The organism is Phenylobacterium sp., from assembly GCF_041920015.1.
GTDB lineage: Bacteria > Pseudomonadota > Alphaproteobacteria > Caulobacterales > Caulobacteraceae > Phenylobacterium.
In genome coordinates, this window is record NZ_JAYRST010000002.1 from 87,639 (window position 1) to 110,697 (window position 23,059).

Here is a 23,059-nt window from a genome sequence, read left to right on the forward strand (position 1 = left end):
GGGGCGGCCCCCGCGGTCCCCGCCGGCCGGAAGGCCCCGATCTGAACGCCGCTTTCGAGAAGCTTCAGCGCCAGTTGCGCGACTTCTTCAGCGGCGGTCCGGGCGGCGAAGGCGTGCGCCCTGCGGCCGTCGCGGCCGTGGCCGGCGTCGGCTTCGGCCTGTGGGCGCTGTCGGGCGTCTATATCGTGCAGCCGAACGAACAGGCCGTGGTCACCACCTTCGGCGCCTATTCGCGCTCGGAAGGGCCCGGCATCCGCTATCACCTGCCCACGCCGATCGAGCGCGTCGAGAAGGTGCCGGTCACCAGCCTGAACCGCATCGACATCGGCGGCGTCGGCGAAGCCGACGTGCCCGAGGAAAGCCTGATGCTGACCGGCGACGAAAACATCGTCGACCTCGACTTCAGCGTCACCTGGCGCGTCGCCGACGCCTCCAAGTACCTCTTCACCCTGCGCGACCCCGACGTGTCGGTGAAGGCCGCCGCCGAGAGCGCCATGCGCGAGGTGGTGGGCAAGTCCGAACTGCAGCCGATCCTCACCACCGGCCGCGGCCAGGTCCAGGCCCAGACCGCCGAGCTGATGCAGAAGACCCTCGATTCCTGGGGCGCCGGCATCAGCGTGGTCGAAGTCCAGATCCGCTCGGCCAACCCGCCGCAGGAAGTCGCCGCCGCGTTCCGCGACGTGAACAGCGCGGGCCAGGACCAGGAATCGGCCCGCAACGAAGCCAACACCTATCGCAACCGGGTGGTGAACGAGGCCAAGGGCGACGCGGCCAAGCTGATCCAGTCGGCCGAGGCCTATCGCGAGCAGTCCGTGCGCGAGGCGACCGGCGACGTGGCCCGCTTCAACCAGATCTACGATGAATACCGCCGCGCCCCCGGCGTGACCAAGGACCGGCTCTACATCGAGACCATGCAACGCGTGCTGGCCAATTCGAACAAGGTGGTCATCGACGGCAAGGGGGCCAGCGCCCCGATCATCCTGCCGCCCGACGTGTTCCGCCCGCGCACCAGCGCCCGTCCCGCCGAGGCGCCGCCCGCCGCCGCGCCCGCGCAGCCCAGCGCCCCCGCCCAGCAGGGAGCCGCCCGATGACGATCACCCGCAACCTGCCCGTCCTGGGGATCATCGCCGCCGGCGCGCTGATCGTGCTGTCGCAGACCTTCTTCATCGTCGACCAGCGCAAGCAGGCGGTCGTCGTCCGCCTGGGCGAACCGGTGCGCGTCATCAACGCTCCCGGCGACGTCTCGCCTGGCCTGAAGATCAAGGCGCCGTTCGTCGAGAACGTCGTGCAGTTCGATAAGCGGAACCTCGCCATCGAGGCCGCCCAGGAAGAGATCACCGCCGCCGACCAGCAGCGCCTGGTGGTCGACGCCTTCGTCCGCTACCGCATCTCCGACCCGCTGCAATACTATCGCACCCTGCGCGACGAGCAGATCGCCAGCGACCGGATCGAACGCCTGGCCAACTCCTCGCTGCGCCAGGTGCTCGGCACCGCGACCTCGAACGACATCATCTCCGGCCGCCGCGAGGCGCTGCTGGCCGAGACCAAGAAGGACGTCGCCGCGCGCGCCGACTCCTCACGCCTGGGCATCCAGATCATCGACGTGCGGATCAAGCGCGCCGACTATCCGGCTCAGATTCAGGAGTCGGTCTATCGCCGGATGCAGACCAGCCGCCAGCAGGAGGCCGCCCGCATCCGCGCCCAGGGTGAGCAGGAAAAGCGCGAGATCATCGCCTCGGCCGACAAGGAGGTCGCCATCACCCTGGCCACCGCCCGCGAGCAGGCCGAGACCACCCGAGGCCAGGGCGACGCCCTGCGCACCCGGCTCTTCGCCCAATCCTTCGGCAAGGACGCCGCCTTCGCGGCGTTCTACCGCTCGATGCAGGCCTACGAGGCCTCGCTGGGCCAGGGCGACACCACCATGGTCCTCTCGCCCGACAGCGCCTTCTTCAAGTACTTCGAACGCGGCCCCAACGCCCGCTGACGCCGTGCCCAGGCTCGTCCTTCCGGCCCTCGCCTATGCGCCGTCCTTCGTGGCGGCCCTGCGCGAGGGCTACAGCCGCGACACCCTGCGTCCCGAGACGCCAGAGAGCATCGCCGCGGTCGAGGCCGACCTGGCTGGCTTCGTCGAAAGCCAGCTCGCCCCGCCGCTCACCGTCACCTTGCCGGACGGCAGCCAGGGCCCGGCGGTCCCCTTTACGACCCTATGGTACGTCGAGGGCGAGGACTTCCTCGGCTCGATCAGCATCCGCCATCACCTGAACGAGAACCTCGAAAAGGTCGGCGGCCATGTCGGCTATGTCGTACGCCCGTCGGCGCGCGGCCGAGGCTACGCCAGCGCCATCCTGGCCGAAGGCCTCGACTGGATTCGCGCCAACCTGCCCCTGAAGCGCGTCCTGCTCACGGTCAACCAGCTCAACCCCGCCTCGATCCGGGTGATCGAGAAGAACGGCGGCGTCTTCACCCAGGCCATTCCCCACCTCTGGCGGCCGGGCGAAACGGCCCTGCACTATTGGATCGACCTTTAGGTCGCACCCGCCGGGCGGAACCAAGCTGCGCCTTGGCCGCTTTGGGCTCATCTGAATTCGGGCCGCCTCAATGCGCACACAGCAACTTCTCTACATCGCCGCCGGCGTCGTCACCTTCGTCATCCTGTTGCTGATCGGCTGGGGGCTGACCCATGTGGGCAAGGACGGCGGCGCTCGGGCGAGCGCCGGCTTCGTCGGCGCGGTCGAACGCGCCCAGGCCGCCACGGTCATGGTGACGGTCTCCGGGTCGGGAGCCGACGAGGCGCCGCTGCAGATGGGCTCCGGCTTCGTGGCGTCCTCGGACGGGCTGATCGTGACCGCCGCCCATGTCACCGGCGGCCTGCCGGTGTTCAACGCCGTATTCGCCGACGGCTCGGTCGCGCGCGCCGAACTGGTGATCGCCGACACCGAGGCCGACGTCGCGATCTATCGCGCCACGCCCGGCCGGGCGCTGACCGCGCTGACTTTCGCCGACAGCAACCAGGTCAAGGCAGGGCAACCGGTGGTGCTGATGGGCGCGCCCTACGGCCTGGTCGGAACCGCGACCTCGGGCATCGTCTCGGCGGTCAACCGCCAGATCGGCGCCCCCATGAACGAGGAGGACCCGTTCGCCAGCGGCGCGCTCAGCGGCCCGGTCAAGTCGTTCATCCAGACCGACGCGGCGCTCACCGCCGGCGGCTCGGGCGGCCCGCTGCTCAACGCCGCCGGCCAGGTGATCGGCATGGCCAGCGCCCGCGAGTCGCGCGGCGAGCCCGGGGCGGGCCTGGCCTTCGCCATCCCCTCGAACGTCGTGAAGGCGGTGGTCGATCGCGCCCGTCAGCCGCCGCCGGCCGCGCCGGTCAGCGCCCGGCCCTGAGCAGCGCCTCGACCTCGTGCAGGTCGCGGGCGATGCGGACGCATAGGCCGTGCATCTCCTCGGTCGCGTCCAGCAGGTCGGGCACCATGATGGTCATCATCCCGGCCGAGGCCGCCGCGCGCACCCCGTTGTGGCTGTCCTCCAGCGCCAGGCATGACTGTGGCGCGACCCCCAGCCGCGAAGCGGCCGCCAGGAACGGATCAGGGTTCGGCTTGCCACGAGCATAGTCGCCCCGCGCCAGGATGGCGTCGAACCGCGGAATGATGCCGCTGTGGCCCAGATGCGCCTGCACCGCCCGGTGGCTGGAAGACGTGGCGATGGCCCGCGGCACGGCCAAGGCGTCCAGGTGGTCGAGCAGTTCGAGCACGCCGGCCTTCAGCGCGATCCCCGCCTCGCAAGCTGCATCGACATGTTGCATCACCCGCGCCTGGAACAGGTCGAGCGGGAAGTCGGAACCAAAGTGGTCGATCACCTTCTGGTCGCTTGCCGGACCCGGCAGGCCGATCATGCTCTGGAACAGCGCCGTCGACATTTCGTAGCCCTGCTCGGCCAGGGCCGCCGTCATCGCGTCGCGATAGACGACTTCAGTGTCGCAGAGCAGACCGTCCATGTCGAACACGACGGCCACTGGGATACGGGGAAGGCTCATGGCCTTGCTTCTAGCGGCCTTGTGTGATCGCCGGAAATCAAACCCCGCTTCAATCCGTTACGAACTCGTCGGCCCGGTAGCCCTGGAAATAGAGCAGCGCCGTCAGGTCGGCATGGTCGACCTTGGCGTCGGCCTGCGAGGCGACGATCGGCTTGGCGCGATAGGCCACGCCCAGGCCCGCCGCCTCGATCATCGCCAGATCGTTGGCTCCATCACCGACCGCCAGCGTATGGGAGAGCCCGATCCCCAGACCCTCGGCCTCTTCCTTCAACGCCGCCAGCTTGGCTTCGCGCCCCAGGATCGGCTCGCCGACCGTCCCGGCCAGGCCGCCGCCGTTCTCGATCAGGGTGTTGGCGCGGTTGTCGGCGAAACCCACCGCCTGCGCCACCCGCGAGGTGAAGAAGGTGAAGCCGCCCGAGACCAGCACCGCCCGCGCGCCGTTTGCGCTCATGGTGCGCACCAGGGTCCGCGCCCCGGCGTTCAGCCGCACCCGCTCGTCATAGGCCCGCTGCAGGTCGGCCAGCGGCAGGCCCTTCAGCATCGCCACCCGCTCGCGCAGCGCGCCCTCGAAATCCAGCTCGCCGCGCATGGCGCGCTCGGTGATCTCGGACACCTTGTCCTTCACCCCGGCGAAATCGGCCAGTTCGTCGATGCACTCGCAGCCGATGATGGTCGAATCCATGTCGGCGAGCAGCAGGCGCTTGCGGCGCTCGCTCCAGGGCTGGGCGCAGAAATCGACCCGCGTCTGCGCCAGCGCCGCCTCGGCGGCCGCGCGCACGGCCGCGACGTCCGCCGCCTCGACCAGCAGGTCCACAGCCCCTGGGCCGAGCGTCCTCGGCTCCTTGACGCGAGCCTGCGCGCCTGCGAGCGCTGGGCCAAGAAGGGCGACGGCCTGCGAGGCCGCGTCTGAATCGGGACCGACAAGGGTAAGGGCGATCTGCATGGAGCCCCGCATCTGGCTGATCGCCGGGCCGACCGCAAGCGGCAAGTCGGCGCTCGCCCTGCGCCTGGCGCAACAGGCGGGCGGCGAGATCGTCAACGCCGACGCCCTGCAGCTCTACCGCGACCTGCGGGTCCTTACCGCCCGCCCCTCCGTCGAGGAGGAGGCGCAGGTCCCTCACCACCTGTTCGGCATGGTCGACGCCGCGGAGGGCTGGTCGGTCGGCCGCTGGCTGCGCGCGGCCCTCGCCGCCATCGGCGACATCCATGCGCGCGGCCGCCCGGCGGTGCTGGTCGGCGGCACCGGGCTCTATTTCCGCGCCCTCACCCATGGCCTGGCCGAGGTGCCGCAGACGCCCTCCGAGGTCCGCGCCGCCGCCGCCGCCGAGTTCGAAGCCATGGGCGAGGCGGCCTTCCGCGAACGCCTGCGGGCCGCCGATCCCGCCGCCGAGGCGCGGATCAACCCCGCCGACCGCCAGCGCCTGACCCGCGCCTGGGAGGTCTTCGCCGCCACCGGCCGCGCCCTTTCCGACTGGCAGGCCGCCACCGACCCGGCCATCACGCCCGGAAGCTGGGCCGCCGTCGCCCTCGATCCCCCGCGCGAGGCGCTGTTCGCCCGCTGCGACGCGCGGCTGGAGACCATGGTCCAGGGCGGCGCTCTGGACGAGGTCGCGGCCCTAGCCGCCCGCGATCTCGCCCCCGACCTGCCGGCCATGAAGGCGGTCGGCTATCGCGAGCTCGCCGCCGTCCTGGCGGGCGAGGTTCCCCTGTCGGCAGGTTTGCAGAACGCCCAGCGCGAAACCCGCCGATACGCCAAGCGCCAGGCCACCTGGCTGCGCGGTCAGATGGCCGATTGGCCGCGGATCGACGCCGTCGACCCCGAAAGCCAGTGGAGGCAGTTTCTTGCGCTTCACCCTGCCTTGACGGGCTGAACGGGGCATGCCATGACCTTGGTCAGCTAATTCGGAGAACGCTCGTGCGTGAGCTTCTTGTACTCTTTGAGCGACCCCTAGCGGACTGACCATCGCGTCAGACCGCCAAAGGTCGCTCGCCCAGGCCCCTCGCGGGCCTTTTTTATTGCCGAAAATCAAGGCCTTAACCAAAATGACCGCCCATCAGACCATTGAAGCCCCCGCCTCGACGCAAACCATGACCGGCGCCGAGATCGTGGTCCGCGCCCTGATCGACCAGGGCGTCGAGGTGCTTTTCGGCTATCCGGGCGGGGCCGTACTGCCGATCTACGACGCCCTCTTCGAAGAGAGCCGGCTGCAGCACGTCCTGGTCCGCCATGAGCAGGGCGCCACGCACATGGCCGAGGGCTACGCCCGCTCGACCGGCAAGCCGGGCGTCGTCCTGGTCACCTCGGGCCCCGGCGCGACCAATGCGGTCACCGGCATCGTCGACGCCCTGATGGATTCGATCCCGATGGTCGTCTTCACCGGCCAGGTCGCCACGCACCTGATCGGCACCGACGCGTTCCAGGAGTGCGACACCATCGGCATCACCCGTCCGATCACCAAGCACAACTACCTGGTCAAGGACGTCGACGACCTGCCGCGGATCATCCACGAGGCGTTCCATATCGCCACCTCCGGCCGCCCCGGCCCGGTGGTCATCGACATCCCCAAGGACGTCCAGTTCGCAAAAGGGACCTATCGCGGCCCCGGCGAAGTCGTCCACGCCCACAACTACGCCCCGCGCACCAAGGGCGAGCCGGCCAAGATCGCCGATGCGGTGACCATGATCGCCAACGCCCGCCGGCCGATCCTCTACACCGGCGGCGGGGTCATCAACGCCGGGCCGAAAGCCGCCGAACTGCTGCGCGAGTTCGCCAAGCTGACCGGCGCGCCCGTCACCTCGACCCTGATGGGCCTGGGCGCCTTCCCGGCCTCCGATCCGGCCTGGCTGGGCATGGTCGGCATGCACGGCAGCTTCGAGAGCAACAACGCCATGCACGACTGCGACGTGATGGTGGCGGTCGGCGCGCGCTTCGACGACCGCGTCACCGGCCGTCTCGACGCCTTCGCACCCGGCTCGAAGAAGATCCACATCGACATCGACGCCTCTTCGATCAGCAAGAACGTCCGCGCCGACATCGGCATCGTCGGCGACGCCGCCAGCGTGCTGGAGGACATGATCTCCGTCTGGAAGTCGCGGAATCTCTCGACCGACCAGGGCGCGCTGGACGACTGGTGGCGCCAGATCGAGGCCTGGCGTGCGCGCAAGTCGTTCCGCTATCGCACCGACGCCAACCTCATCAAGCCGCAGTACGCCATCGAGCGCCTGTACGAACTGACCAAGGACCGCGAGACCTACATCACCACCGAGGTCGGCCAGCATCAGATGTGGGCCGCCCAATACTACCACTTCGACCATCCGAACCGCTGGATGACCTCGGGCGGGCTCGGCACCATGGGCTATGGCCTGCCGGCCGCCGTCGGCGTGCAGATGGCCCATCCCGACGCCCTGGTCATCGACATCGCCGGCGACGCCTCGGTGCAGATGACCATGCAGGAAATCTCGACGGCCATTCAGTACGGCCTGCCGATCAAGATCTTCATCCTGAACAACGAATGGATGGGCATGGTGCGCCAATGGCAGCAACTGCTGCACGGCGAGCGCTACAGCCACTCCTATTCGGCCAGCCTGCCCGACTTCGTGAAAATGGCCGAAGCCTTCGGCGGCGTCGGCATCCGCGCCGAGCATCCAGACGAACTGGACGACAAGATCCGGCAGATGATCGCCAGCGACAAGCCGGTGCTGTTCGACTGCCGCGTCACCAAGGAAGAAAACTGCTTCCCGATGATCCCGTCCGGCAAGGCGCACAACGAGATGATCATGGCCGAGGAGGCCCGCGACCTCGGCTCGATCATCGACGACGCCGGCAAGCGGCTGGTCTGACCCTCTGAGCGTGATCCGTTTCCAACGAAACGGATCACGCTCGAGACTCTTTGAATTTAGAGCCGGTCGGATCTGGCTCTCGCGTTGGGATTAGTAGAAGAACCGCTCCTCGGCGATCTTGCCGTCCTTGACGGTGTAGAGGCCGATCTCGTCCATGGTGATGCGCTCGCCGCTCTCCTTGACGGTCAGGTCCATCTTCATGCGGACCGCGAACTGATCGCCATTGAGATAGGGGCCTTCGACCTCCATCGCGTGAACCTCATGAGCGCTGGTCCACCATTCGCCCTTGGCGCGCACACCCTCGACGCCGCGGATTTCGGCCATGTCGCCGGGCGTGGCTTCGATGCTCACCACATCGGCCGCCCAGTACTTCTCGCCCGCTTCGTCGGTCCGGCCCGCCCTCAGCATGGCGGTGATGTCGTCGGCGATATCCTTCACAGTCATGTCTCGATCTCCCTTTCAGCCCCCTCATCGCGCCACCGGACGCCGGACGGCGCAAGCCGATTGTTCCAGCTTCGTTCACACTGCTGACAGGTTTTGGCGCCGCCTGCCGGCTTGCCGAGGCCTTCGGCATGTGACACCTCCTGCGGCGCAGACGCTCAGAGACCCCGCATGCCCGATCCCCAGCCCGCCTCCGTCTACGACCTCAGCCACGCCGAGGAGGCCGAGAACCTCGCCACCTTCGCGATCCTGGTGGACAACGAGCCTGGCGTGCTGCACCGGCTGGTCGGCCTGTTCGCCGCGCGCGGCTACAACATCGAGAGCCTGACCGTCGCTGAGACCGACCGGCGGGCCCACACCAGCCGCGTGACCATCGTCACCCGCGGCGCCCCGCACGTTCTCGAGCAGATCGAGGCGCAGCTCCAGAAGATGGTCGCCACCCGCCACGTCCAGGACGTGACCCGCGACCCCAACGGCCTGGAGCGCGAACTGGCCCTGGTGAAGGTCAAGGGCGGCGGCTCCGACCGCGTCGAGGCCCTGCGCATCGCCGACATCTTCCGCGCGCGGGTGCTCGACACGACCATCGACAGCTTCGTCTTCGAGATCACGGGCGTCTCCTCGAAGATCGACAAGTTCGTCGAGCTGATGCGTCCGCTCGGCCTGGTGGAACTCTCCCGCACGGGCGTGCTTTCCCTCACCAGGGGCGCCGACGCCATGTGAGGAGGACCGGCTTGGTCCGCTTGACCGCGACCATTCTGAGCCTTCTGGCCGCTCCGGCCCTGGCGCAGTCGCCGACGCCGTCCCCTTCGGCCGCGCCGGCGCTGGATTGGCCATGGCCGGCCCCCGACCCCAGGTCCTGGTGGGACGACAAGCGCCCCGCACCCGACGAGGCGGCCGACCCGCTCGGCGGCCGGCGGCTCGGCCGCAACGAGCAGTTGCCCGAAGTCGCCAACGGCTACGAGGCTCTGCTCTATCGGCTCTGGGGCCTTCCGCCCCTGCAGAACCAGATCCTGCGCGGCCAGGAGATGATCGTCGAGGTCGCCGTGCGCCCGACGACCTCGGCGCGCCAGACCCTGATGCGCGCCACCGTGCGCCGCGACGGCAAGGCGTTCATCCAGGCCCGCGCCGGGCTGGGCTGCTGCGAGCCGGGCGTGGCGCGCCGGGTCGGCTTCGACGCCGAGGCGCCGCCGGACGCGGCCCGCCGGCTGCTGGCCCTGCGCTCCGATCCTCTGTGGAGTTCGCCGCGCGAGGTGCGCGTGGACGAAGGCGCCGGCGCGGTCGACGCTTTGTGCGTCGAGGGCACCGCCTACGACCTCACCCTGGCGGTGGCCGGGGCCGTGCGCTCGGTGCGCCGCGCCTGCGACCCGGCCGAGATCGGCCAGGCCGCCGACGTGCTGGAGGCGGTCTTCGGCCTGGCCCTCGGCCACGAGCCGCGCATCGACGTGATCTATCCGGGCGGCGCCGACTTCGGGTCGGCCCGCAACGCCTATCGCAGCCTGCTTGCGGGCGGCGGGCGGCTGAAGCCCGCGCCCCAGCCGCGCGGCCAGACCGCCCTCTTCCCCGTCCCCTCCCCGGGCGAGGAGGAGCCGGAACCGCCCCCTACACCAGCACCTTGAGCCGGTAGATCGCCCCGCCGATCAACGCCCCCACCAGCGGCGCGACGATGAACAGCCAGAGCTGAGCGAGCGCCTGCCCGCCGACCAGCACCGCCGGCCCGAAGCTGCGCGCCGGATTGACCGACACCCCGGTCACCTGGATGCCGACGATGTGAATGGCCGCGAGCGTGATGCCGATCGCCAGGCCTGCAAAACCGGCCGGCGCGCCAGCCGAGGTCGAGCCGAGGATCACGATGACGAACAGGGCGGTCATCACCACCTCGAAGATCAACGCCGCCTGCATGGAAAAGCCGCCGCCATAGCCCGGTCCCCACCCGTTCTGCCCCAGGCCTCCGGCCGTCCCGGCGATCGCCGCCAGTATGCCGGCCCCGACCAGGGCGCCGAGGAACTGGGCGATCCAGTGCACCACCATCTGGCGCGCGCTCATCCGGCCGGCCACGAACATGCCCAGGCTGACGGCGGGGTTCACATGGCAGCCCGAGATCGCCCCGATCCCATAGGCCATGGCGACGATGGCGAAGCCGAAGGCGAGCGCGATACCGAGTTGCCCGACGTGTTCGCCCCCCAACACCGCAGCCCCGCACCCGAAGAGTACGAGCGTAAGCGTACCGATGAATTCAGCTACGAACTTCTGCATGAGATGCCTCCCGTGATGACCCGACGCCAACCCGCGGTTGAGAGTCGAGGTAGCGCACTGTGGAGCCGCTCGGGGACGGGAACAATCCGCGCCAGGGTCGCTTAACGATTGTTGATCGACCTCGGCCTTGGCGGCAATCTGCGGCCCGAGGCTCAGCGGGTTAGGTAATTTCGCGGAGTTGGCTTGCACCGCCGCGGATGGGACGACTGGGCGCGCCGGAAAACCGGGCCACGGAAGGAGACGAGATGTACAAGCACCTGCTCATCACGACGGACGGTTCGGAAGTCGCCCAAAGGGGCGTCGATCAGGGCCTCGCCCTGGCCAAGGCCCTGGGCGCGGAGGCGACCATCGTCACCATCACCGAACCCTTCCCGATCTATGCGGTCGGCAGCGGATACGTTCCGCCCGAACTGGCCGACTACGACAACATCCAGAAGGAGTTCGCCCAAAAGGTCCTTCAAGCCGCCAAGGCGCAGGCCGACGCCGCCGGGGTGAAAGTCACGACCCTGCACGTTCCCAACCGCCAGCCGGCCGAGACCATCATCGAGACCGCCCAGTCGCGCGGTTGCGATGCGATCGTCATGGCCTCCCACGGCCGCCGGGGCCTCGGCCGCCTCGTGCTCGGCAGCCAGACCTCCGAGGTGCTGGCCCACTCCAAGCTCCCGGTGCTGGTCGTCCGCTGACCGCGATCAGGCGGCGGCGCGCGTCTCGGCGTCCGCCGCCTCGCCTTCCGCCGCGCGGGCGCTGCGCCGCGCGACCGAGCGGAACAGCAGGTATTGGCCGGCGAAGAGCGCGATCTTCGAGGCCGGCGACCAGATCGCCATCACCCGCGCCACGCTGGCGGCGTCCAGTGTCAGGGCCAGCGCGAGGTTGAGCGCCGCGCTGACGAACATCAGTCCGGCCCAGACCCGGCCCGCCGTCACGACATAACGCTCGGGGATACGGTTCGCGGCCGCCGGCGGCATGTAGCGCGCCATCCAGCCACGCTGCAGCATCGCCGCCCCCACCGCCGCATAGACGAGGGTCGGCTTGATCAGGATGAAGCGCGCATCGTGGGTGAACAGCGTCGCCCCGCCCATGATCACCACCAGCGCCAGGCTCATCGCCTGCAACGCCGAAATCTTGCCGCCCCGCGCGCGGGTCACCACCAGTTGCGCCACGCCCAGCGCGATCCCTACGGCGACCGCGACCGTCACCTGTCCAGTCACGGCCAGCACCCCGTAGAAAACGAGCGTGGCGGCCAGGTCGATCAGGATCGGGCGAGCGGCGTGGAAAAGCGGGTTCATGGGCGTGACCTTTCGCGAGGGAGCGTGCGCAAAGCCTATTTCCACCAAGGCTTGCGGCGTGAGCCCGCCGGCGAAGCCGCCGCGGCGATTGGCGAATTGCGCCTGTCCATCGGCGCTTCGCGAACGGCGCGCGCCCTCTGGGGCCGTCGGAAGGTTCTTCAAAACCGCCGCGCAGCCCCCTATATTGAGCGCGTCGGGGCTTGCCCCGACTATGGAGATAAACGCGCACGAAATAAGCGGACTGGACCCGGGTGCGATTCCCGGCGGCTCCACCAATCTTCCCCGGCCGTTGTCGCCGGAAAGCATGGGGCCGATCAGCATCGACAGACGTGTAAAGGTGTTGCTTTCTCTCGGCTTGGCCCACCGTTTCGGGCTTTTAAACTAACTGCGAACGACAACTTCGCTGAAGAAGTCCGTCTGGCTGCGTAAGCGGTCCGATAGATTTCGACCTAAACTCCTAGCGTCTTAGCAGCGCTAGGCGGGGCCCGGAGGGGGCCTTGCAACAGAACCCCTCCACTTTCCCTGAACAATCCATTCGATGACCGTCTCTTGAAGCGCGTGCCGCCTTGCGCGCTCACGCTGAGACGCTACCCTTCGGCCCGCGTTCAGTACCCCCGGAGTTTCGATGGCCCAGGACCCGCCGGCCCAAGACCAGATGCACTACGAAGCCATGGCCCAGGAGGCCCTGCGCGGCGTGGTCAAGGCTGCGCTCAAGCGCGCCGCGGCGCCGGAAGGCCTGCCCGGAGCGCACCATTTCTACATCACCTTCAAGACCGAGGCGCCCGGCGTCTCCGGTCCCAACGACCTCCTGTCGAAATATCCGGACGAAATGACCATCGTCCTGCAGCACCAGTATTGGGACCTGGCGCCCGGCGAGACCTTCTTCTCGGTCACGCTGAAGTTCGGCGGCCAGTCCAAGCGGCTGTCGGTGCCCTATGCCGCCGTCACCCGTTTCTACGATCCGAGCGTGCAGTTCCTGCTGCAGTTCGAGGCGCCGGCCGCGGTGACGAATCTGCCGTCCGCCGCCCCCGACCAGGAGCCGCCCGCCGACCCGGACCCCGACGCCCCGAACGTCGTTTCGCTCGACACCTTCCGCAAGAAGTGACCGCCCTCCGATGACCGATGTGGCCGCCGAGCCCGAGACGCTGACCGACGAGGCGATCCTCGCCCGCTTCCAGCGCACGAAGAACCAGCCCACCGGCTCCCAGACCCTGGGCTTCCGCCTGGTCGCCGTCAGCCAGGCCGACAAGTCGGTCGAGGTCGAGTTCGAGGCCAAGGCCGAACTGCTGCTGAACCCGATGAAGCAGGTCCAGGGCGGCTATCTCTGCGCCATGCTGGACGAATGCATGTCGGTAGCCTGCATGGTCGCCTCGGGCATGACCCACGTCGCTCCGACCGCCGAGATGAAGACCACCTTCTTCCGCCCAGCCGCTCCCGGAAAGCTCAAGGGGATCGGCAGGGTCGCCAAGTGGGGCCGCACCATCGCCTTCACCGAGGGCGAACTCTACGACGCCGAGGGGCGGCTGCTCGCCAAGGCCACCGGCACGGCGGTTCCCACGCCCTTCCAGCACTACAAGAGCTGAGATGTTCGGGCGCGCTGGCATGGTCGGCGCGTTGATCCTCCTGACCCTGGCCTGGGTCGGGCCGGTTAGGGCTTCCAGCCCCTTCGAGGACTGGGCCGCGGTCGTCGTCGCCGGCGACTTCCACGGCGCGCGGGGAGGCCCCACCGAAGCCTTCGACAACGCCCGCCGCGACGTCTCCAAGGAACTGCGCCGCCTGGGCTTTTCGCCCGACAACCTCCGCCAATTCTCCGTGCGTCCCGACCGCTACAAAGACAGGCCGCTGAAGGCCGAGCCCCGCACGATCTATGAAACCCTCAACGACCTGTCCGGCAAGGCCCAGTCCGGCTGCCTCATCTACTTCACCTCGCATGGCATGCCTCAGGGCGTAGTGGTCGACGACCAGATCCTCACGCCCGGCGTCTTGGGCAGGATCCTGGACTCGACCTGCCAGAACCGGCCGACCGTCGTCATCCTGTCGGCCTGCTTTTCCGGCGTCTTCGTGCACCCGCTGGCCAAGCCGAACCGGATGATCCTGACGGCTGCGCGCCCCGACCGCACCTCGTTCGGTTGCGGCGAAGACAGCGTCTATCCGTTCTTCGACGACTGCGTGCTGAAGTCGAGCCCGGCGGTGAAGGACTTCGCGGCCCTGGCCGGCTCGGTGCGGACGTGCGTCGCGCTGCGCGAAGTCGCCGAGGGCATGGAGCCGCCCTCCGAACCGCAGGTGTGGATCGGCGGGGAACTGAAACCCATGCTTCCGCTTTTTGCATTCCCAACCGGCCCGCCATAGGGCGGCCCGGGACCATTCCCCCTGGCCTGATCGTCGCAGGCGGCGTGCGCTCTAGCGCCTCGCGCGCGCGGCGCCATACAAGGGGAATTCGTGGGGCAACTGGGGTGAGCGGAATTCGTCCATGCGTTTGAAGTTCAAGGCCGTCTTCGCCGCCGCCCTGGCCTGTCTCGCCGTCCCGGCCCTGGCCCAGGAGGACGCGGCCGCGCCATCCGTCGCCGCGCCGCCGCCCGCCGCGGCCCAACCGCCGGCCGCTACGCCGCGCGCGCCCATCCCCTACACCAGCCTCAACCGCCCGGCTCCGCGCCCCACGCCGCGCGCCGCGACACCGGCCGCGACCGCGACGCCCTCCGTCTCTCCCGCCGCCACGTCGCTGGGGACGGTCCAGGGCCTGCCCGTCACCACTTCGGGGGCCCGTCTCGCGGCCGGGGAAGCCATCCCCCAGGCCGAGCTGGAAGCCTTCGTGGACGGCGTGGTGCGCGACGCCATGGCCCGCGACCACATCGCCGGCGTCACCGTCTCGGTAGTGCAGAACGGCCAGGTGGTGCTGAAGAAGGGCTACGGCTTCGCCAGCCTTTCCCCGGCCCGCAAGGTCGACCCGGACAAGACCCTGTTCCGGGTGGGCTCCATCTCCAAGACCTTCACCTGGATCGCCCTGATGAAGGAGATTGAGGCCGGCCGCATCCGCCAGGACGCCCCGATCAACCTCTACCTGCCCGAACGCATCCAGGTCCGCGACCAGGGCTATCGCGCGCCCGTCCGCGTGATCAACCTGATGGATCACTCGCCGGGCTTCGAGGACCGCGCCCTCGGCCACTTGTTCGAGCGCAATTTCAACCGCGTCCGGCCCCTGGCCGAATATCTGCGCCAGGAACGCCCACGCCGCGTGCGCGCGCCGGGCGAGGCCTCGGCCTATTCCAACTATGGCGCGGCCCTGGCCGGCGAAGCGGTCTCCTACGTCTCGGGCAAGCCGTTCGAGCAGTTGATCGAGGACAGCATCTTCCGGCCCGCGGGCATGACCAGCACCAGCTTCCGCGAGCCGCATCCGGTCAAGGCCGGCCTGCCCGCGCCGCTGGCCGCCAACCTGGCGGCCAATCTCTCCGACGCCTATCGCTGGGCCGACGGCGCCTTCGCCCGGCGGCCGTTCGAATATGTCGCCCAGATCGCTCCGGCCGGCTCGGCGTCGTCCACCGCCGGCGACATGGCCCGCTACATGCAACTGCTGCTGAACGACGGCGTCATCGACGGCAAGGCCATCTACGGCCCGCGGGCCGCCCAGGCCTTCCGCACCCCCATCCGCAAGACTCCGGCCGGGATCAACGGCTGGCGTCACGGCTTCATCGCCTACGCCCTGCCGGGCGGCCGCACCGGCTTCGGCCACGCAGGGGCGACGCTGTCCTTCCTGTCGAACATGGTGGTTTCGCCCGATCTCAACCTCGGTGTCTTCGTCAGCACCAACACCGAGACCGGGGGCGACCTGGCGATGAGCCTGCCCGGCCAGATCGTCCAGCAGTTCTACGTCCCGCCCGAGCCCTTCCCGCGCGCCGGCTCGCGTGAGCTCTCCGCCCGCGCCGGCGACTTCGCCGGCTACTATCTGGGCAACCGGCGCGCCTACAGCGGGCTGGAGGGCATGATCGGCCTGGCGATCGGCGGCGCGCAGGTCTCGGTCACGCCCGACGGCCTGCTGGCGATCACCGCAGACGGCAAGACCCGCACCTTCACGCCCCAGGGCGACCTGTCCGGCGGCCTGTTCGTCGCCACCACCGGCTCGAGCCATGTCGCCTTCCGGATGGAGGACGGGCGTGCGCGCGCCTTCCAGACCGGCATGGGCGAACAGACCTTCGAGCGCGCCGGCTTCTGGAAGCGGCCGGGCGTCATCCTGACTCTGGCCGCGCTGACGGCCCTCGCCGCCGCCGCCACCATCGGCGGCCTCTTCCTGCGCAATCGCCGCGAGTTCCGCCAGACCTCGATCCAGCGCCAGGCCAGCCTGTTGCAGACCACCCAGGCGGTGCTGTGGCTCACCGCCATCGCCCTGTTCGTCGTCTGGGCCTCCGGAACTTCGGACGTCGCCAATGTGATGTACGGCTGGCCGGCGCCGCCGCTGCTCGTCGCCTCGGCCTGCGTGCTGGTCGCCGCGGCGCTTTCGGCGGGCGGCCTCGTCATGCTGCCGGCGATCTGGCGCGGCGGCCGGCGGGTTGATTCGTGGACCGCCCTGCGCAAGACCGCCTATTCGTTTACGGCCCTGCTTTACGGCGTCTTCTCGATCGTCCTGGGCGTCTGGGGCGCGCTTACCCCTTGGAGTGGTTGACGTTTTTCAACCATAAGCTCGAAAATTCCCAAGCGAAATGAGGCCGTAAGGCGGCAAATCTAAACGCGTCGTTTACCAAGCACTGGGTAAATCCTGCCTAGCGGCGGGCGAGGTAGAGGTTCGTCCCGCGTACCCTGGGAAGGACGTCCGCGTTGAACAGCTTTGTCGCCGCCTTGCAGAGGTTCGGGATCGGCCGCCTGGCCGCGCTTCTCGGCATCGGCGCGGGCGTGGCCGCGGCGCTCATCGCCCTGACGATGAACCTCGGCGAGCCGAAGGCCCTGCTCTATTCGAACCTCGACCTCAAGGAAGCCGGGTCGATCACCACCGCCCTCGACCAGGCCGGCGTGAAGTACGAGGTCAAGGGCGACGGCTCGACGATCATGGTGTCGCGCGACAAGGTCGCCTCCACGCGCCTGATGCTGTCCAGCAAGGGCCTGCCGACCTCCGGCTCGGTCGGCTACGAGATCTTCGACGAGGCCAATGCGCTGGGCCAGACCGACTTCGTCCAGCAGCTCAACCGCCAGCGCGCCCTCGAAGGCGAGTTGGCCCGGACCATCCAGAGCCTGGACGGCGTGACCTCGGCCCGCGTCCACTTGGTCCTGCCCCGCCGCCAGCTCTTCGAGGAAGCAACCGAGCAACCCTCAGCCGCCGTCACCATCCATGTCGGCGGCCGCGCGCCCTCCGGCGATCAGGTCCAGGCGATCCAGAACCTGGTGTCGGGCGCGGTGCCGAACATGAAGCCCGGCCGCGTCACGGTCGTGGACCAGCACGCCAAGACCCTGTCGGCCGGCGAGGACGGTTTCGGCGGCCAGGCGGCCGAAGGCCGGCGCAACGAGGTCGAACAACGCATCGCCAAGACCGTCACCAAGCTGGTCGAAGGCGTCGTCGGCGCCGGCAAGGCGCGCGTCAACGTCACCGCCGACCTGAACCTGGCCCGCGTGACGGTCCAGCAGGAGACCTTCGATCCCGACGGCCAGGTGGTCCGCTCCGAAACCACGAACGAAGAGACTTCGCGCGAGAACCAGCCCGACGCCAACGGGGCGGTCTCGGCCAGCGCCAACATCCCCGGGGGCGTCGGCGCCAATGGCGAGACCCTGAACCAGTCGGCCAGCGGCCGCACCGAGACCACCACCAACTACGAGATCTCCAAGACCGTCCGCACCGAGGTCCAGGAGCCCGGCGACATGAAGCGCCTCTCGGTGGCCGTGGCCGTCGACGGCGTCACCGCGGCCGGCAAGGACGGCAAGCCCGGCGCCTACACCCCGCGCTCGGCCGAGGAGATGCAGCGCATCGAGCAGCTCGTCCGCACCGCCGTCGGCTTCAACGCCGACCGCGGCGACCAGGTGACGGTCGTCAACGTGCGCTTCCCCCAGGCCGAGGCCGAGGGCGGCGTCGAGACGGCCAACCCCCTGATGGGCTTCGACAAGAACGACATCATGCGCGCGGTCGAGCTGGGCATCCTCGGCCTCGTCGCCATCCTGATGATCTTCTTCGTGGTCCGCCCGATGCTGAAGCCGGGCGCCGGCGGACTTCCGGCCCTGGCCGGCGGGCCGCAGGTCACGCGCGTCGTCACGACGCCTGACGGCCAGCAGATGCATATCCAGGTCGATCCCGCGACCGGGCAGGCGCTGGCCCTGCCGAACCCCGGGAACGAACTTGAGTCCCGTATCGACATCGCCCGCATCGAGGGCCAGGTGAAGGCCTCGTCCGTCAAGCGCGTCTCGGAGTTCGTCGAAAGCCACCCAGAGGAGTCGGTCTCGCTGCTGCGAAGCTGGCTTCATGAAACCTCGTGAACGCGCGCGTGAAAGCCATCAACGATCCCGCCCGGCTGAGCGGCCCTGAAAGGGCGGCCGTCGTGCTGCTGGCGCTCGGCGAAGAGCACAAGACGATCTGGGAGCACCTGGACGAGGAGGAGATCAAGGAAATCTCCCAGGCCATGGCCAGTCTCGGCACCGTGTCCTCGACGGCGGTCGAGCAACTGCTGGTCGACTTCATCTCCGGCATGTCCGGCGCTGGGGCGATCATGGGCTCGTTCGAGCAGACCCAGCGCCTGCTGCAGGCCTTCCTGCCGCCCGACAAGGTCGACTCCCTGATGGAGGAAATCCGCGGCCCGGCCGGCCGGACCATGTGGGACAAGCTGGGCAACGTGAACGAGGCGGTGCTCGCCAACTATCTGAAGAACGAATACCCCCAGACCGTCGCGGTCGTGCTCTCCAAGGTGAAGTCCGACCACGCCGCCCGCGTGCTGGCCGCCCTGCCCGAGGACTTCGCGTTGGAGTGCGTCACCCGCATGCTGCGCATGGAGCCGGTGCAGCGCGAGATCCTCGACAAGATCGAACAGACCCTGCGCACCGAGTTCATGTCCAACCTGGCGCGCACCTCCAAGCGCGACAGCCACGAGATGATGGCGGACATCTTCAACGCCTTCGACCGCCAGACCGAGGCCCGCTTCATCGCCGCCCTGGAAGAGCGCAGCCGCGAAAGCGCCGAGCGCATCCGCGCCCTGATGTTCGTGTTCGAGGATCTTTCGAAACTCGATCCCGGCGGCGTCCAGACCCTGCTTCGCGGCGTCGAAAAGGACCAGCTCGCCCTGGCGCTGAAGGGCGCGTCGGACTCCCTGCGCGAGATGTTCTTCTCCAACATGTCCGAACGGGCCGCCAAGATCATGCGCGAGGACATGGAAGGCATGGGCCCGGTCCGCCTGCGCGACGTCGACCAGGCCCAGATGGCCATGGTCCAGGTCGCCAAGGACCTGGCCGCCAAGGGCGAGATCATGCTGGCCGGCGCCGGCGGCGACGATGAGTTGATCTACTGATGACCAGCTCCTCCCACCAGAAGTTCGGCTTCGATACGGTGTTCGACAACGCCGGCGGCGTCGCCTACGCGGCCCCCCGCCCGAAGCGGCTCTTCACCGCCGAGGAAGTCGAGGCCGTCCGCGCCGCCGCCTTCGCCGAGGGCGAGCAGCAGGCCCTGGGCTCCATGGCCGCGCTCCAGGCCCAGGCCCTGTCGCAGATCGCTTCGGCCGTGGGCCAGGCCCTGCCGCGGCTGGCGGGCGTGGCGCACGAACACCGCGAAGGCGCCGCAGGGCTCGCCCTGGCCTGCGCCCGCGCCATCGCCGACGCCGCGCTGGAGCGCTTCCCCTACGCCCCGATGCAGGCGGCGCTGGAAGCCCTCGCGCGCGAGATCGAGGCCTCCCCGCGCCTGATCGTCAGCGCGCCGGCGCAGATCGCAGACGGCGTCCAGGCCGCCCTGGCCGAAACCGCCCTGGCGATCGGTTATGCCGGCGCCATCCAGGTGCGCGCCGCCCCGCTGGGACCGGCCGCCTTCACCATCGACTTCGGCGACGGCGCGGCCGCCTTCGACCCGGCCGCCGCGGCCGAGCGCGTCGCGGCGGCTCTCGATGCGGCCCTGGCCGCCGAGGGCCTGCACGCCGAACCCCTCATTCCCGGAAGCGAAAGCTGACCGTCATGGCCGACAACGACCTGCAACTCGACGAATTCGGAACCGACGCGCCCCTGGCCGAAATGGGCATGGAGGCGGTCGACAAGAGCGCCACCGACCTGGCCCCGGTCTTCGACGTGCCCGTCTCCATCTCCGCGGTGCTCGGGCGCGCGACCATGTCGGTCGCCCAGCTCCTGCAGCTCCAGTCGGGCAGCGTGCTCGACCTGGACCGCAAGGTGGGCGAGGCGATCGACATCTATGTGAACAACCGCCTGGTCGCCCGCGGCGAGGTCGTCATCGTCGACGACCGCCTGGGCGTGACCATGACTGAAATCATCAAGGACGGCGACACTCAGGGCTGACGCCCTGAAGGTCGGTAGGAGGTAGAGTGATGCGGCTTTTGGTCGTCGGAAAACTGAACGGACAGCTCTCCACCGCCGTGAAGATGGCGATGACGGCGGGCGCGAAGGTCAGCCACGTGGAAACCATCGAGGCGGCCACCCACGCCCTGCGCGCAGGCCAGGGCGCCGACCTGCTGCTGGTCGACTACGACCTCGACATCGAAGGCTTGATCGCGACCAACGAGGCCGAGCGCATCCGCGTCCCGGTGGTCGCCTGCGGCGTCGACAACGATGCGCGCAAGGCCGCCGGCGCCATCCGCGCCGGGGCCAAGGAATTCATTCCCCTGCCGCCCGACGCCGAGATGATCGCCGCCGTGCTCTCGGCCGTCTCCGACGACGACAAGCCGATGGTGGTCCGCGACCCCGGCATGCAGCAGGTGATCGGCCTGGCCGACCAGGTCGCGCCGTCCGAAGCCTCGATCCTCATCACCGGCGAGAGCGGCTCGGGTAAGGAAGTCATCGCCCGCTACGTGCACCAGAAGTCGCGCCGCGCGACCCGCCCCTTCATCTCGGTCAACTGCGCCGCCATTCCCGAGAACCTGCTGGAAAGCGAGCTATTCGGCCATGAGAAGGGCGCCTTCACCGGCGCCGTCGCCCGCCGCATCGGCAAGTTCGAGGAAGCCAACGGCGGAACCCTGCTGCTGGACGAAATCTCGGAGATGGACGCCCGGCTGCAGGCCAAGCTGCTGCGCGCCATCCAGGAGCGCGAGATCGACCGCGTCGGCGGCTCGCGGCCGGTCAAGGTCGACATCCGCATCCTGGCCACCTCGAACCGCGACCTCGCCCAGGCGGTCAAGGACGGGACCTTCCGCGAAGACCTGTTCTATCGCCTCAACGTGGTGAACCTGCGCCTGCCGCCGCTGCGCGAGCGGCCCGGCGACGTGGTGGCCCTGGCCGAGTTCTTCATCCGCAAGTACGCCAAGGCCAACGGCATGCCCGAGCGGCAGCTGTCGGCCGAGGCCAAGCGCCGCCTGGCCGCCCACCGCTGGCCCGGCAACGTGCGCGAGCTGGAGAACGCCATGCACCGCGCGGTGCTGCTGGCGACCGGGGCCGAGATCGAGGAAGGCGCCATCCGCCTGCCCGACGGCCAGCCGCTGGCCGCCGCCGATCCGGCCGCGCGCGCCGCCCAGGCCGCCGTCGACACCGCCGAGGCGGTGACCCGCAGCTTCGTCGGCCAGACCGTCGCGGACATGGAGCAGCGGCTGATCCTCGACACCCTGTCGCACTGCCTGGGCAACCGGACCCATGCGGCCAACATCCTCGGCATCTCGATCCGCACCCTGCGCAACAAGCTGAAGGAATATTCCGAGGCCGGCGTCGCCGTCCCCGCCCCGCAGATGGGCGCCAGCGCCGCCTGAGACCCTAGATGACCGACGCGACCCTGCCTTCCTCGAACCGCCCCACGCCCCGCGAGATCGTCGGGTGGCTGATGAAGGGCGAGGTCGCCCTGGCGCTCGGCGTCATCGGCATCGTGATCCTGCTGATCTTGCCGATCCCGGCCTTCATGCTGGACCTCCTGCTGGCGGTCTCGATCACCTCGTCGGTCCTCATCCTGATGACCTCGCTGCTGATCAAGAAGCCACTGGAATTCACCGCCTTCCCCACTGTGCTGCTGGTCGCGACCCTCTATCGCCTCGGCCTCAACGTCGCTTCCACGCGCCTGATCCTCGGCCACGGCCACGAGGGCGCGCACGGCGCCGGCAAGATCATCGAAGGCTTCGGCAAGCTGATGATGGGGGGCAACTTCGTCATCGGCGTCATCGTCTTCGCCATCCTGGTGATCGTGAACTTCGTGGTCATCACCAAGGGTTCGGGCCGGATCGCCGAGGTCGCCGCCCGCTTCACCCTGGACTCCATGCCCGGCAAGCAGATGGCCATCGACGCCGACCTTTCGGCCGGGCTGATCGACGAGGCCGACGCCAAGACCCGCCGCAAGGAGCTGGAGCAGGAATCGACCTTCTTCGGGGCCATGGACGGCGCCAGCAAGTTCGTGCGCGGCGACGCCATCGCCGGCCTGATCATCGTCGCCATCAACATCATCGGCGGCATCCTGATCGGCGTGGTCCAGCACAAGGTCCCGCTCTCCCAGGCGGCCTCGTCCTATACGATCATGACCATCGGCGACGGCCTGGTCAGCCAGATTCCCGCCCTCATCATCTCGATCGCCGCCGGCTTCCTGGTGTCGAAGGCCGGCGTGGACGGCTCGGCCGACAAGGCGCTGGTCGCCCAGCTCGCCATGAACCCGATCAGCCTGGGCATGGTCTCGGCCTCGGCCGGGGTCATCGCCCTGATCCCCGGCATGCCGATCATTCCCTTCGCGGCCCTGGCCGCCGGCTCCGGCTATCTCGCCTGGCGCAGATCGCAGGAGGCCGCTGCTCCGCCGCCGGTCGAGCTGGTCCCCGCCGACGCCGCGCCGGCCCAGGACCAGGAGGAGCCGATCGCCCAGGCCCTGGCCATCGACGAGATCAAGATCGAACTGGGCTATGGCCTGCTGTCGCTGATCAACGACCTGGAAGGCCGCCGTCTGACCGACCAGATCAAGGCCCTGCGCCGCACGCTCGCTCAGGACTTCGGCTTCGTGATGCCGGCGGTGCGCATCCTCGACAACATGCGCCTGCCCTCCCAGGGCTACATGATCCGCATCAAGGAAATGGAAGGCGGCGGCGGCGAGGTGCGGCTGGGCGCGCTGATGGCCATGGACCCCTCCGGC

Annotated in this window: 24 protein-coding genes and 1 other RNA gene; 20 read left to right on the plus strand and 5 right to left on the minus strand. The window is 69.1% G+C overall.

From position 1 onward, the window contains the following. The 4 genes from hflK to ACE3TL_RS01080 all read left to right on the plus strand — a co-directional run. Positions 1-1,091 (plus strand): FtsH protease activity modulator HflK (hflK, locus tag ACE3TL_RS01065; RefSeq protein ID WP_374576805.1); only part of this gene is annotated, 1,091 nt, incomplete at its 5' end. Beyond that, entirely contained in the window at positions 1,088-1,984 is an 897-nt protein-coding gene (hflC, locus tag ACE3TL_RS01070) for a protease modulator HflC (RefSeq protein WP_374576806.1), read from the plus strand. The genes hflK and hflC, both read left to right, overlap by 4 nt. A 4-nt stretch (positions 1,985-1,988) precedes the next feature. Then, complete coding sequence (locus ACE3TL_RS01075; RefSeq protein ID WP_374576807.1) at positions 1,989-2,528, plus strand: GNAT family N-acetyltransferase; 540 nt, start codon at positions 1,989-1,991, stop codon at positions 2,526-2,528. Between the two features lie 70 nt (positions 2,529-2,598). Beyond that, positions 2,599-3,384, plus strand: coding sequence for a S1C family serine protease (locus ACE3TL_RS01080; RefSeq protein WP_374576808.1), 786 nt, complete (start codon positions 2,599-2,601; stop codon positions 3,382-3,384). Here ACE3TL_RS01080 and ACE3TL_RS01085 read toward each other — a convergent pair. Further along, the gene (locus tag ACE3TL_RS01085; RefSeq protein ID WP_374576809.1) at positions 3,368-4,033 is read right to left on the minus strand and encodes an HAD family hydrolase; all 666 of its coding nucleotides are present in this window, start codon (positions 4,031-4,033) and stop codon (positions 3,368-3,370) included. The two genes, ACE3TL_RS01080 and ACE3TL_RS01085, sit on opposite strands and share 17 nt — an antisense overlap. A gap of 49 nt (positions 4,034-4,082) precedes the next feature. After that, positions 4,083-4,976 (minus strand): phosphoserine phosphatase SerB, encoded by an 894-nt coding sequence (gene serB / locus ACE3TL_RS01090; protein ID WP_374576810.1) that lies wholly within the window; start codon positions 4,974-4,976, stop codon positions 4,083-4,085. On the opposite strand from serB, the gene miaA reads away from it, so the two are divergent. Then, complete coding sequence (gene miaA / locus ACE3TL_RS01095) at positions 4,975-5,904, plus strand: tRNA (adenosine(37)-N6)-dimethylallyltransferase MiaA (RefSeq protein WP_374576811.1); 930 nt, start codon at positions 4,975-4,977, stop codon at positions 5,902-5,904. The two genes, serB and miaA, sit on opposite strands and share 2 nt — an antisense overlap. A 172-nt stretch (positions 5,905-6,076) precedes the next feature. Next, a complete protein-coding gene (locus ACE3TL_RS01100; RefSeq protein WP_374576812.1) occupies positions 6,077-7,873 on the plus strand; it encodes an acetolactate synthase 3 large subunit in 1,797 nt (598 codons plus the stop codon). A gap of 90 nt (positions 7,874-7,963) precedes the next feature. Here ACE3TL_RS01100 and ACE3TL_RS01105 read toward each other — a convergent pair whose 3' ends face one another. Continuing rightward, the gene (locus tag ACE3TL_RS01105; RefSeq protein ID WP_374576813.1) at positions 7,964-8,317 is read right to left on the minus strand and encodes a SnoaL-like domain-containing protein; all 354 of its coding nucleotides are present in this window, start codon (positions 8,315-8,317) and stop codon (positions 7,964-7,966) included. 168 nt (positions 8,318-8,485) lie between these two features. Between ACE3TL_RS01105 and ilvN the strand changes: the two genes are divergently transcribed. Continuing rightward, positions 8,486-9,034: an acetolactate synthase small subunit gene (gene ilvN, locus ACE3TL_RS01110; RefSeq protein ID WP_374576814.1), complete on the plus strand. Its 549-nt coding sequence runs from the start codon at positions 8,486-8,488 to the stop codon at positions 9,032-9,034. An 11-nt stretch (positions 9,035-9,045) separates the two neighbouring features. Next, positions 9,046-9,930, plus strand: coding sequence for a hypothetical protein (locus tag ACE3TL_RS01115; RefSeq protein WP_374576815.1), 885 nt, complete (start codon positions 9,046-9,048; stop codon positions 9,928-9,930). Here ACE3TL_RS01115 and ACE3TL_RS01120 read toward each other — a convergent pair. Continuing rightward, a complete protein-coding gene (locus ACE3TL_RS01120) occupies positions 9,914-10,567 on the minus strand; it encodes an aquaporin (RefSeq protein ID WP_374576816.1) in 654 nt (217 codons plus the stop codon). The genes ACE3TL_RS01115 and ACE3TL_RS01120 overlap by 17 nt on opposite strands. A gap of 245 nt (positions 10,568-10,812) precedes the next feature. On the opposite strand from ACE3TL_RS01120, the gene ACE3TL_RS01125 reads away from it, so the two are divergent. After that, positions 10,813-11,250, plus strand: a complete 438-nt coding sequence (locus tag ACE3TL_RS01125; protein WP_374576817.1) for a universal stress protein — start codon at positions 10,813-10,815, stop codon at positions 11,248-11,250. 6 nt (positions 11,251-11,256) lie between these two features. Here ACE3TL_RS01125 and ACE3TL_RS01130 read toward each other — a convergent pair whose 3' ends face one another. Next, positions 11,257-11,853 carry an inner membrane-spanning protein YciB gene (locus ACE3TL_RS01130; protein ID WP_374576818.1) on the minus strand — a complete coding sequence of 199 codons (597 nt, stop codon included), beginning with the start codon at positions 11,851-11,853 and terminating at the stop codon, positions 11,257-11,259. Between the two features lie 153 nt (positions 11,854-12,006). Between ACE3TL_RS01130 and ssrA the strand changes: the two genes are divergently transcribed. From ssrA to ACE3TL_RS01185, 11 genes are all read left to right on the plus strand, one after another. Continuing rightward, positions 12,007-12,371: a transfer-messenger RNA gene (gene ssrA / locus ACE3TL_RS01135) on the plus strand. Between the two features lie 107 nt (positions 12,372-12,478). Next, positions 12,479-12,958 carry an SspB family protein gene (locus tag ACE3TL_RS01140; RefSeq protein WP_374533498.1) on the plus strand — a complete coding sequence of 160 codons (480 nt, stop codon included), beginning with the start codon at positions 12,479-12,481 and terminating at the stop codon, positions 12,956-12,958. Between the two features lie 10 nt (positions 12,959-12,968). Continuing rightward, on the plus strand, positions 12,969-13,436 hold the full coding sequence (locus ACE3TL_RS01145; protein ID WP_374576819.1) for a PaaI family thioesterase: 468 nt from the start codon (positions 12,969-12,971) through the stop codon (positions 13,434-13,436). A 1-nt stretch (position 13,437) separates the two neighbouring features. Continuing rightward, positions 13,438-14,202 carry a C13 family peptidase gene (locus ACE3TL_RS01150; RefSeq protein WP_374576820.1) on the plus strand — a complete coding sequence of 255 codons (765 nt, stop codon included), beginning with the start codon at positions 13,438-13,440 and terminating at the stop codon, positions 14,200-14,202. A gap of 121 nt (positions 14,203-14,323) precedes the next feature. Then, a complete protein-coding gene (locus ACE3TL_RS01155) occupies positions 14,324-16,507 on the plus strand; it encodes a serine hydrolase domain-containing protein (protein WP_374576821.1) in 2,184 nt (727 codons plus the stop codon). Between the two features lie 152 nt (positions 16,508-16,659). Then, a complete protein-coding gene (gene fliF, locus ACE3TL_RS01160) occupies positions 16,660-18,300 on the plus strand; it encodes a flagellar basal-body MS-ring/collar protein FliF (protein ID WP_374576822.1) in 1,641 nt (546 codons plus the stop codon). An 8-nt stretch (positions 18,301-18,308) separates the two neighbouring features. Next, positions 18,309-19,322 carry a flagellar motor switch protein FliG gene (gene fliG, locus ACE3TL_RS01165; protein WP_374576824.1) on the plus strand — a complete coding sequence of 338 codons (1,014 nt, stop codon included), beginning with the start codon at positions 18,309-18,311 and terminating at the stop codon, positions 19,320-19,322. Continuing rightward, on the plus strand, positions 19,322-19,969 hold the full coding sequence (locus tag ACE3TL_RS01170; protein ID WP_374576825.1) for a flagellar assembly protein FliH: 648 nt from the start codon (positions 19,322-19,324) through the stop codon (positions 19,967-19,969). Before fliG ends, ACE3TL_RS01170 begins: the two co-directional genes overlap by 1 nt. A 5-nt stretch (positions 19,970-19,974) precedes the next feature. After that, a complete protein-coding gene (gene fliN / locus ACE3TL_RS01175) occupies positions 19,975-20,310 on the plus strand; it encodes a flagellar motor switch protein FliN (protein ID WP_374576826.1) in 336 nt (111 codons plus the stop codon). 29 nt (positions 20,311-20,339) lie between these two features. Then, positions 20,340-21,707, plus strand: coding sequence for a sigma-54 interaction domain-containing protein (locus ACE3TL_RS01180; RefSeq protein WP_374576827.1), 1,368 nt, complete (start codon positions 20,340-20,342; stop codon positions 21,705-21,707). 8 nt (positions 21,708-21,715) lie between these two features. Next, positions 21,716-23,059 (plus strand): FHIPEP family type III secretion protein (locus ACE3TL_RS01185; RefSeq protein ID WP_374576828.1); only part of this gene is annotated, 1,344 nt, incomplete at its 3' end.

What these genes read in the sequence shown, in the direction of transcription:
- ACE3TL_RS01170 (WP_374576825.1), top strand. Translation starts at nt 19,322, where the DNA reads ATGACCAGCTCCTCCCACCAGAAGTTCGGCTTCGATACGGTGTTCGAC.
- ACE3TL_RS01080 (WP_374576808.1), top strand. Translation starts at nt 2,599, where the DNA reads ATGCGCACACAGCAACTTCTCTACATCGCCGCCGGCGTCGTCACCTTC.
- ilvN (WP_374576814.1), top strand. Translation starts at nt 8,486, where the DNA reads ATGCCCGATCCCCAGCCCGCCTCCGTCTACGACCTCAGCCACGCCGAG.
- hflC (WP_374576806.1), top strand. Translation starts at nt 1,088, where the DNA reads ATGACGATCACCCGCAACCTGCCCGTCCTGGGGATCATCGCCGCCGGC.
- ACE3TL_RS01100 (WP_374576812.1), top strand. Translation starts at nt 6,077, where the DNA reads ATGACCGCCCATCAGACCATTGAAGCCCCCGCCTCGACGCAAACCATG.
- ACE3TL_RS01180 (WP_374576827.1), top strand. Translation starts at nt 20,340, where the DNA reads ATGCGGCTTTTGGTCGTCGGAAAACTGAACGGACAGCTCTCCACCGCC.
- ACE3TL_RS01155 (WP_374576821.1), top strand. Translation starts at nt 14,324, where the DNA reads ATGCGTTTGAAGTTCAAGGCCGTCTTCGCCGCCGCCCTGGCCTGTCTC.
- ACE3TL_RS01085 (WP_374576809.1), bottom strand. Translation starts at nt 4,033, where the DNA reads ATGAGCCTTCCCCGTATCCCAGTGGCCGTCGTGTTCGACATGGACGGT.
- miaA (WP_374576811.1), top strand. Translation starts at nt 4,975, where the DNA reads ATGGAGCCCCGCATCTGGCTGATCGCCGGGCCGACCGCAAGCGGCAAG.
- ACE3TL_RS01105 (WP_374576813.1), bottom strand. Translation starts at nt 8,317, where the DNA reads ATGACTGTGAAGGATATCGCCGACGACATCACCGCCATGCTGAGGGCG.
- fliN (WP_374576826.1), top strand. Translation starts at nt 19,975, where the DNA reads ATGGCCGACAACGACCTGCAACTCGACGAATTCGGAACCGACGCGCCC.
- serB (WP_374576810.1), bottom strand. Translation starts at nt 4,976, where the DNA reads ATGCAGATCGCCCTTACCCTTGTCGGTCCCGATTCAGACGCGGCCTCG.
- ACE3TL_RS01120 (WP_374576816.1), bottom strand. Translation starts at nt 10,567, where the DNA reads ATGCAGAAGTTCGTAGCTGAATTCATCGGTACGCTTACGCTCGTACTC.
- ACE3TL_RS01130 (WP_374576818.1), bottom strand. Translation starts at nt 11,853, where the DNA reads ATGAACCCGCTTTTCCACGCCGCTCGCCCGATCCTGATCGACCTGGCC.
- ACE3TL_RS01140 (WP_374533498.1), top strand. Translation starts at nt 12,479, where the DNA reads ATGGCCCAGGACCCGCCGGCCCAAGACCAGATGCACTACGAAGCCATG.
- ACE3TL_RS01150 (WP_374576820.1), top strand. Translation starts at nt 13,438, where the DNA reads ATGTTCGGGCGCGCTGGCATGGTCGGCGCGTTGATCCTCCTGACCCTG.
- ACE3TL_RS01125 (WP_374576817.1), top strand. Translation starts at nt 10,813, where the DNA reads ATGTACAAGCACCTGCTCATCACGACGGACGGTTCGGAAGTCGCCCAA.
- ACE3TL_RS01145 (WP_374576819.1), top strand. Translation starts at nt 12,969, where the DNA reads ATGACCGATGTGGCCGCCGAGCCCGAGACGCTGACCGACGAGGCGATC.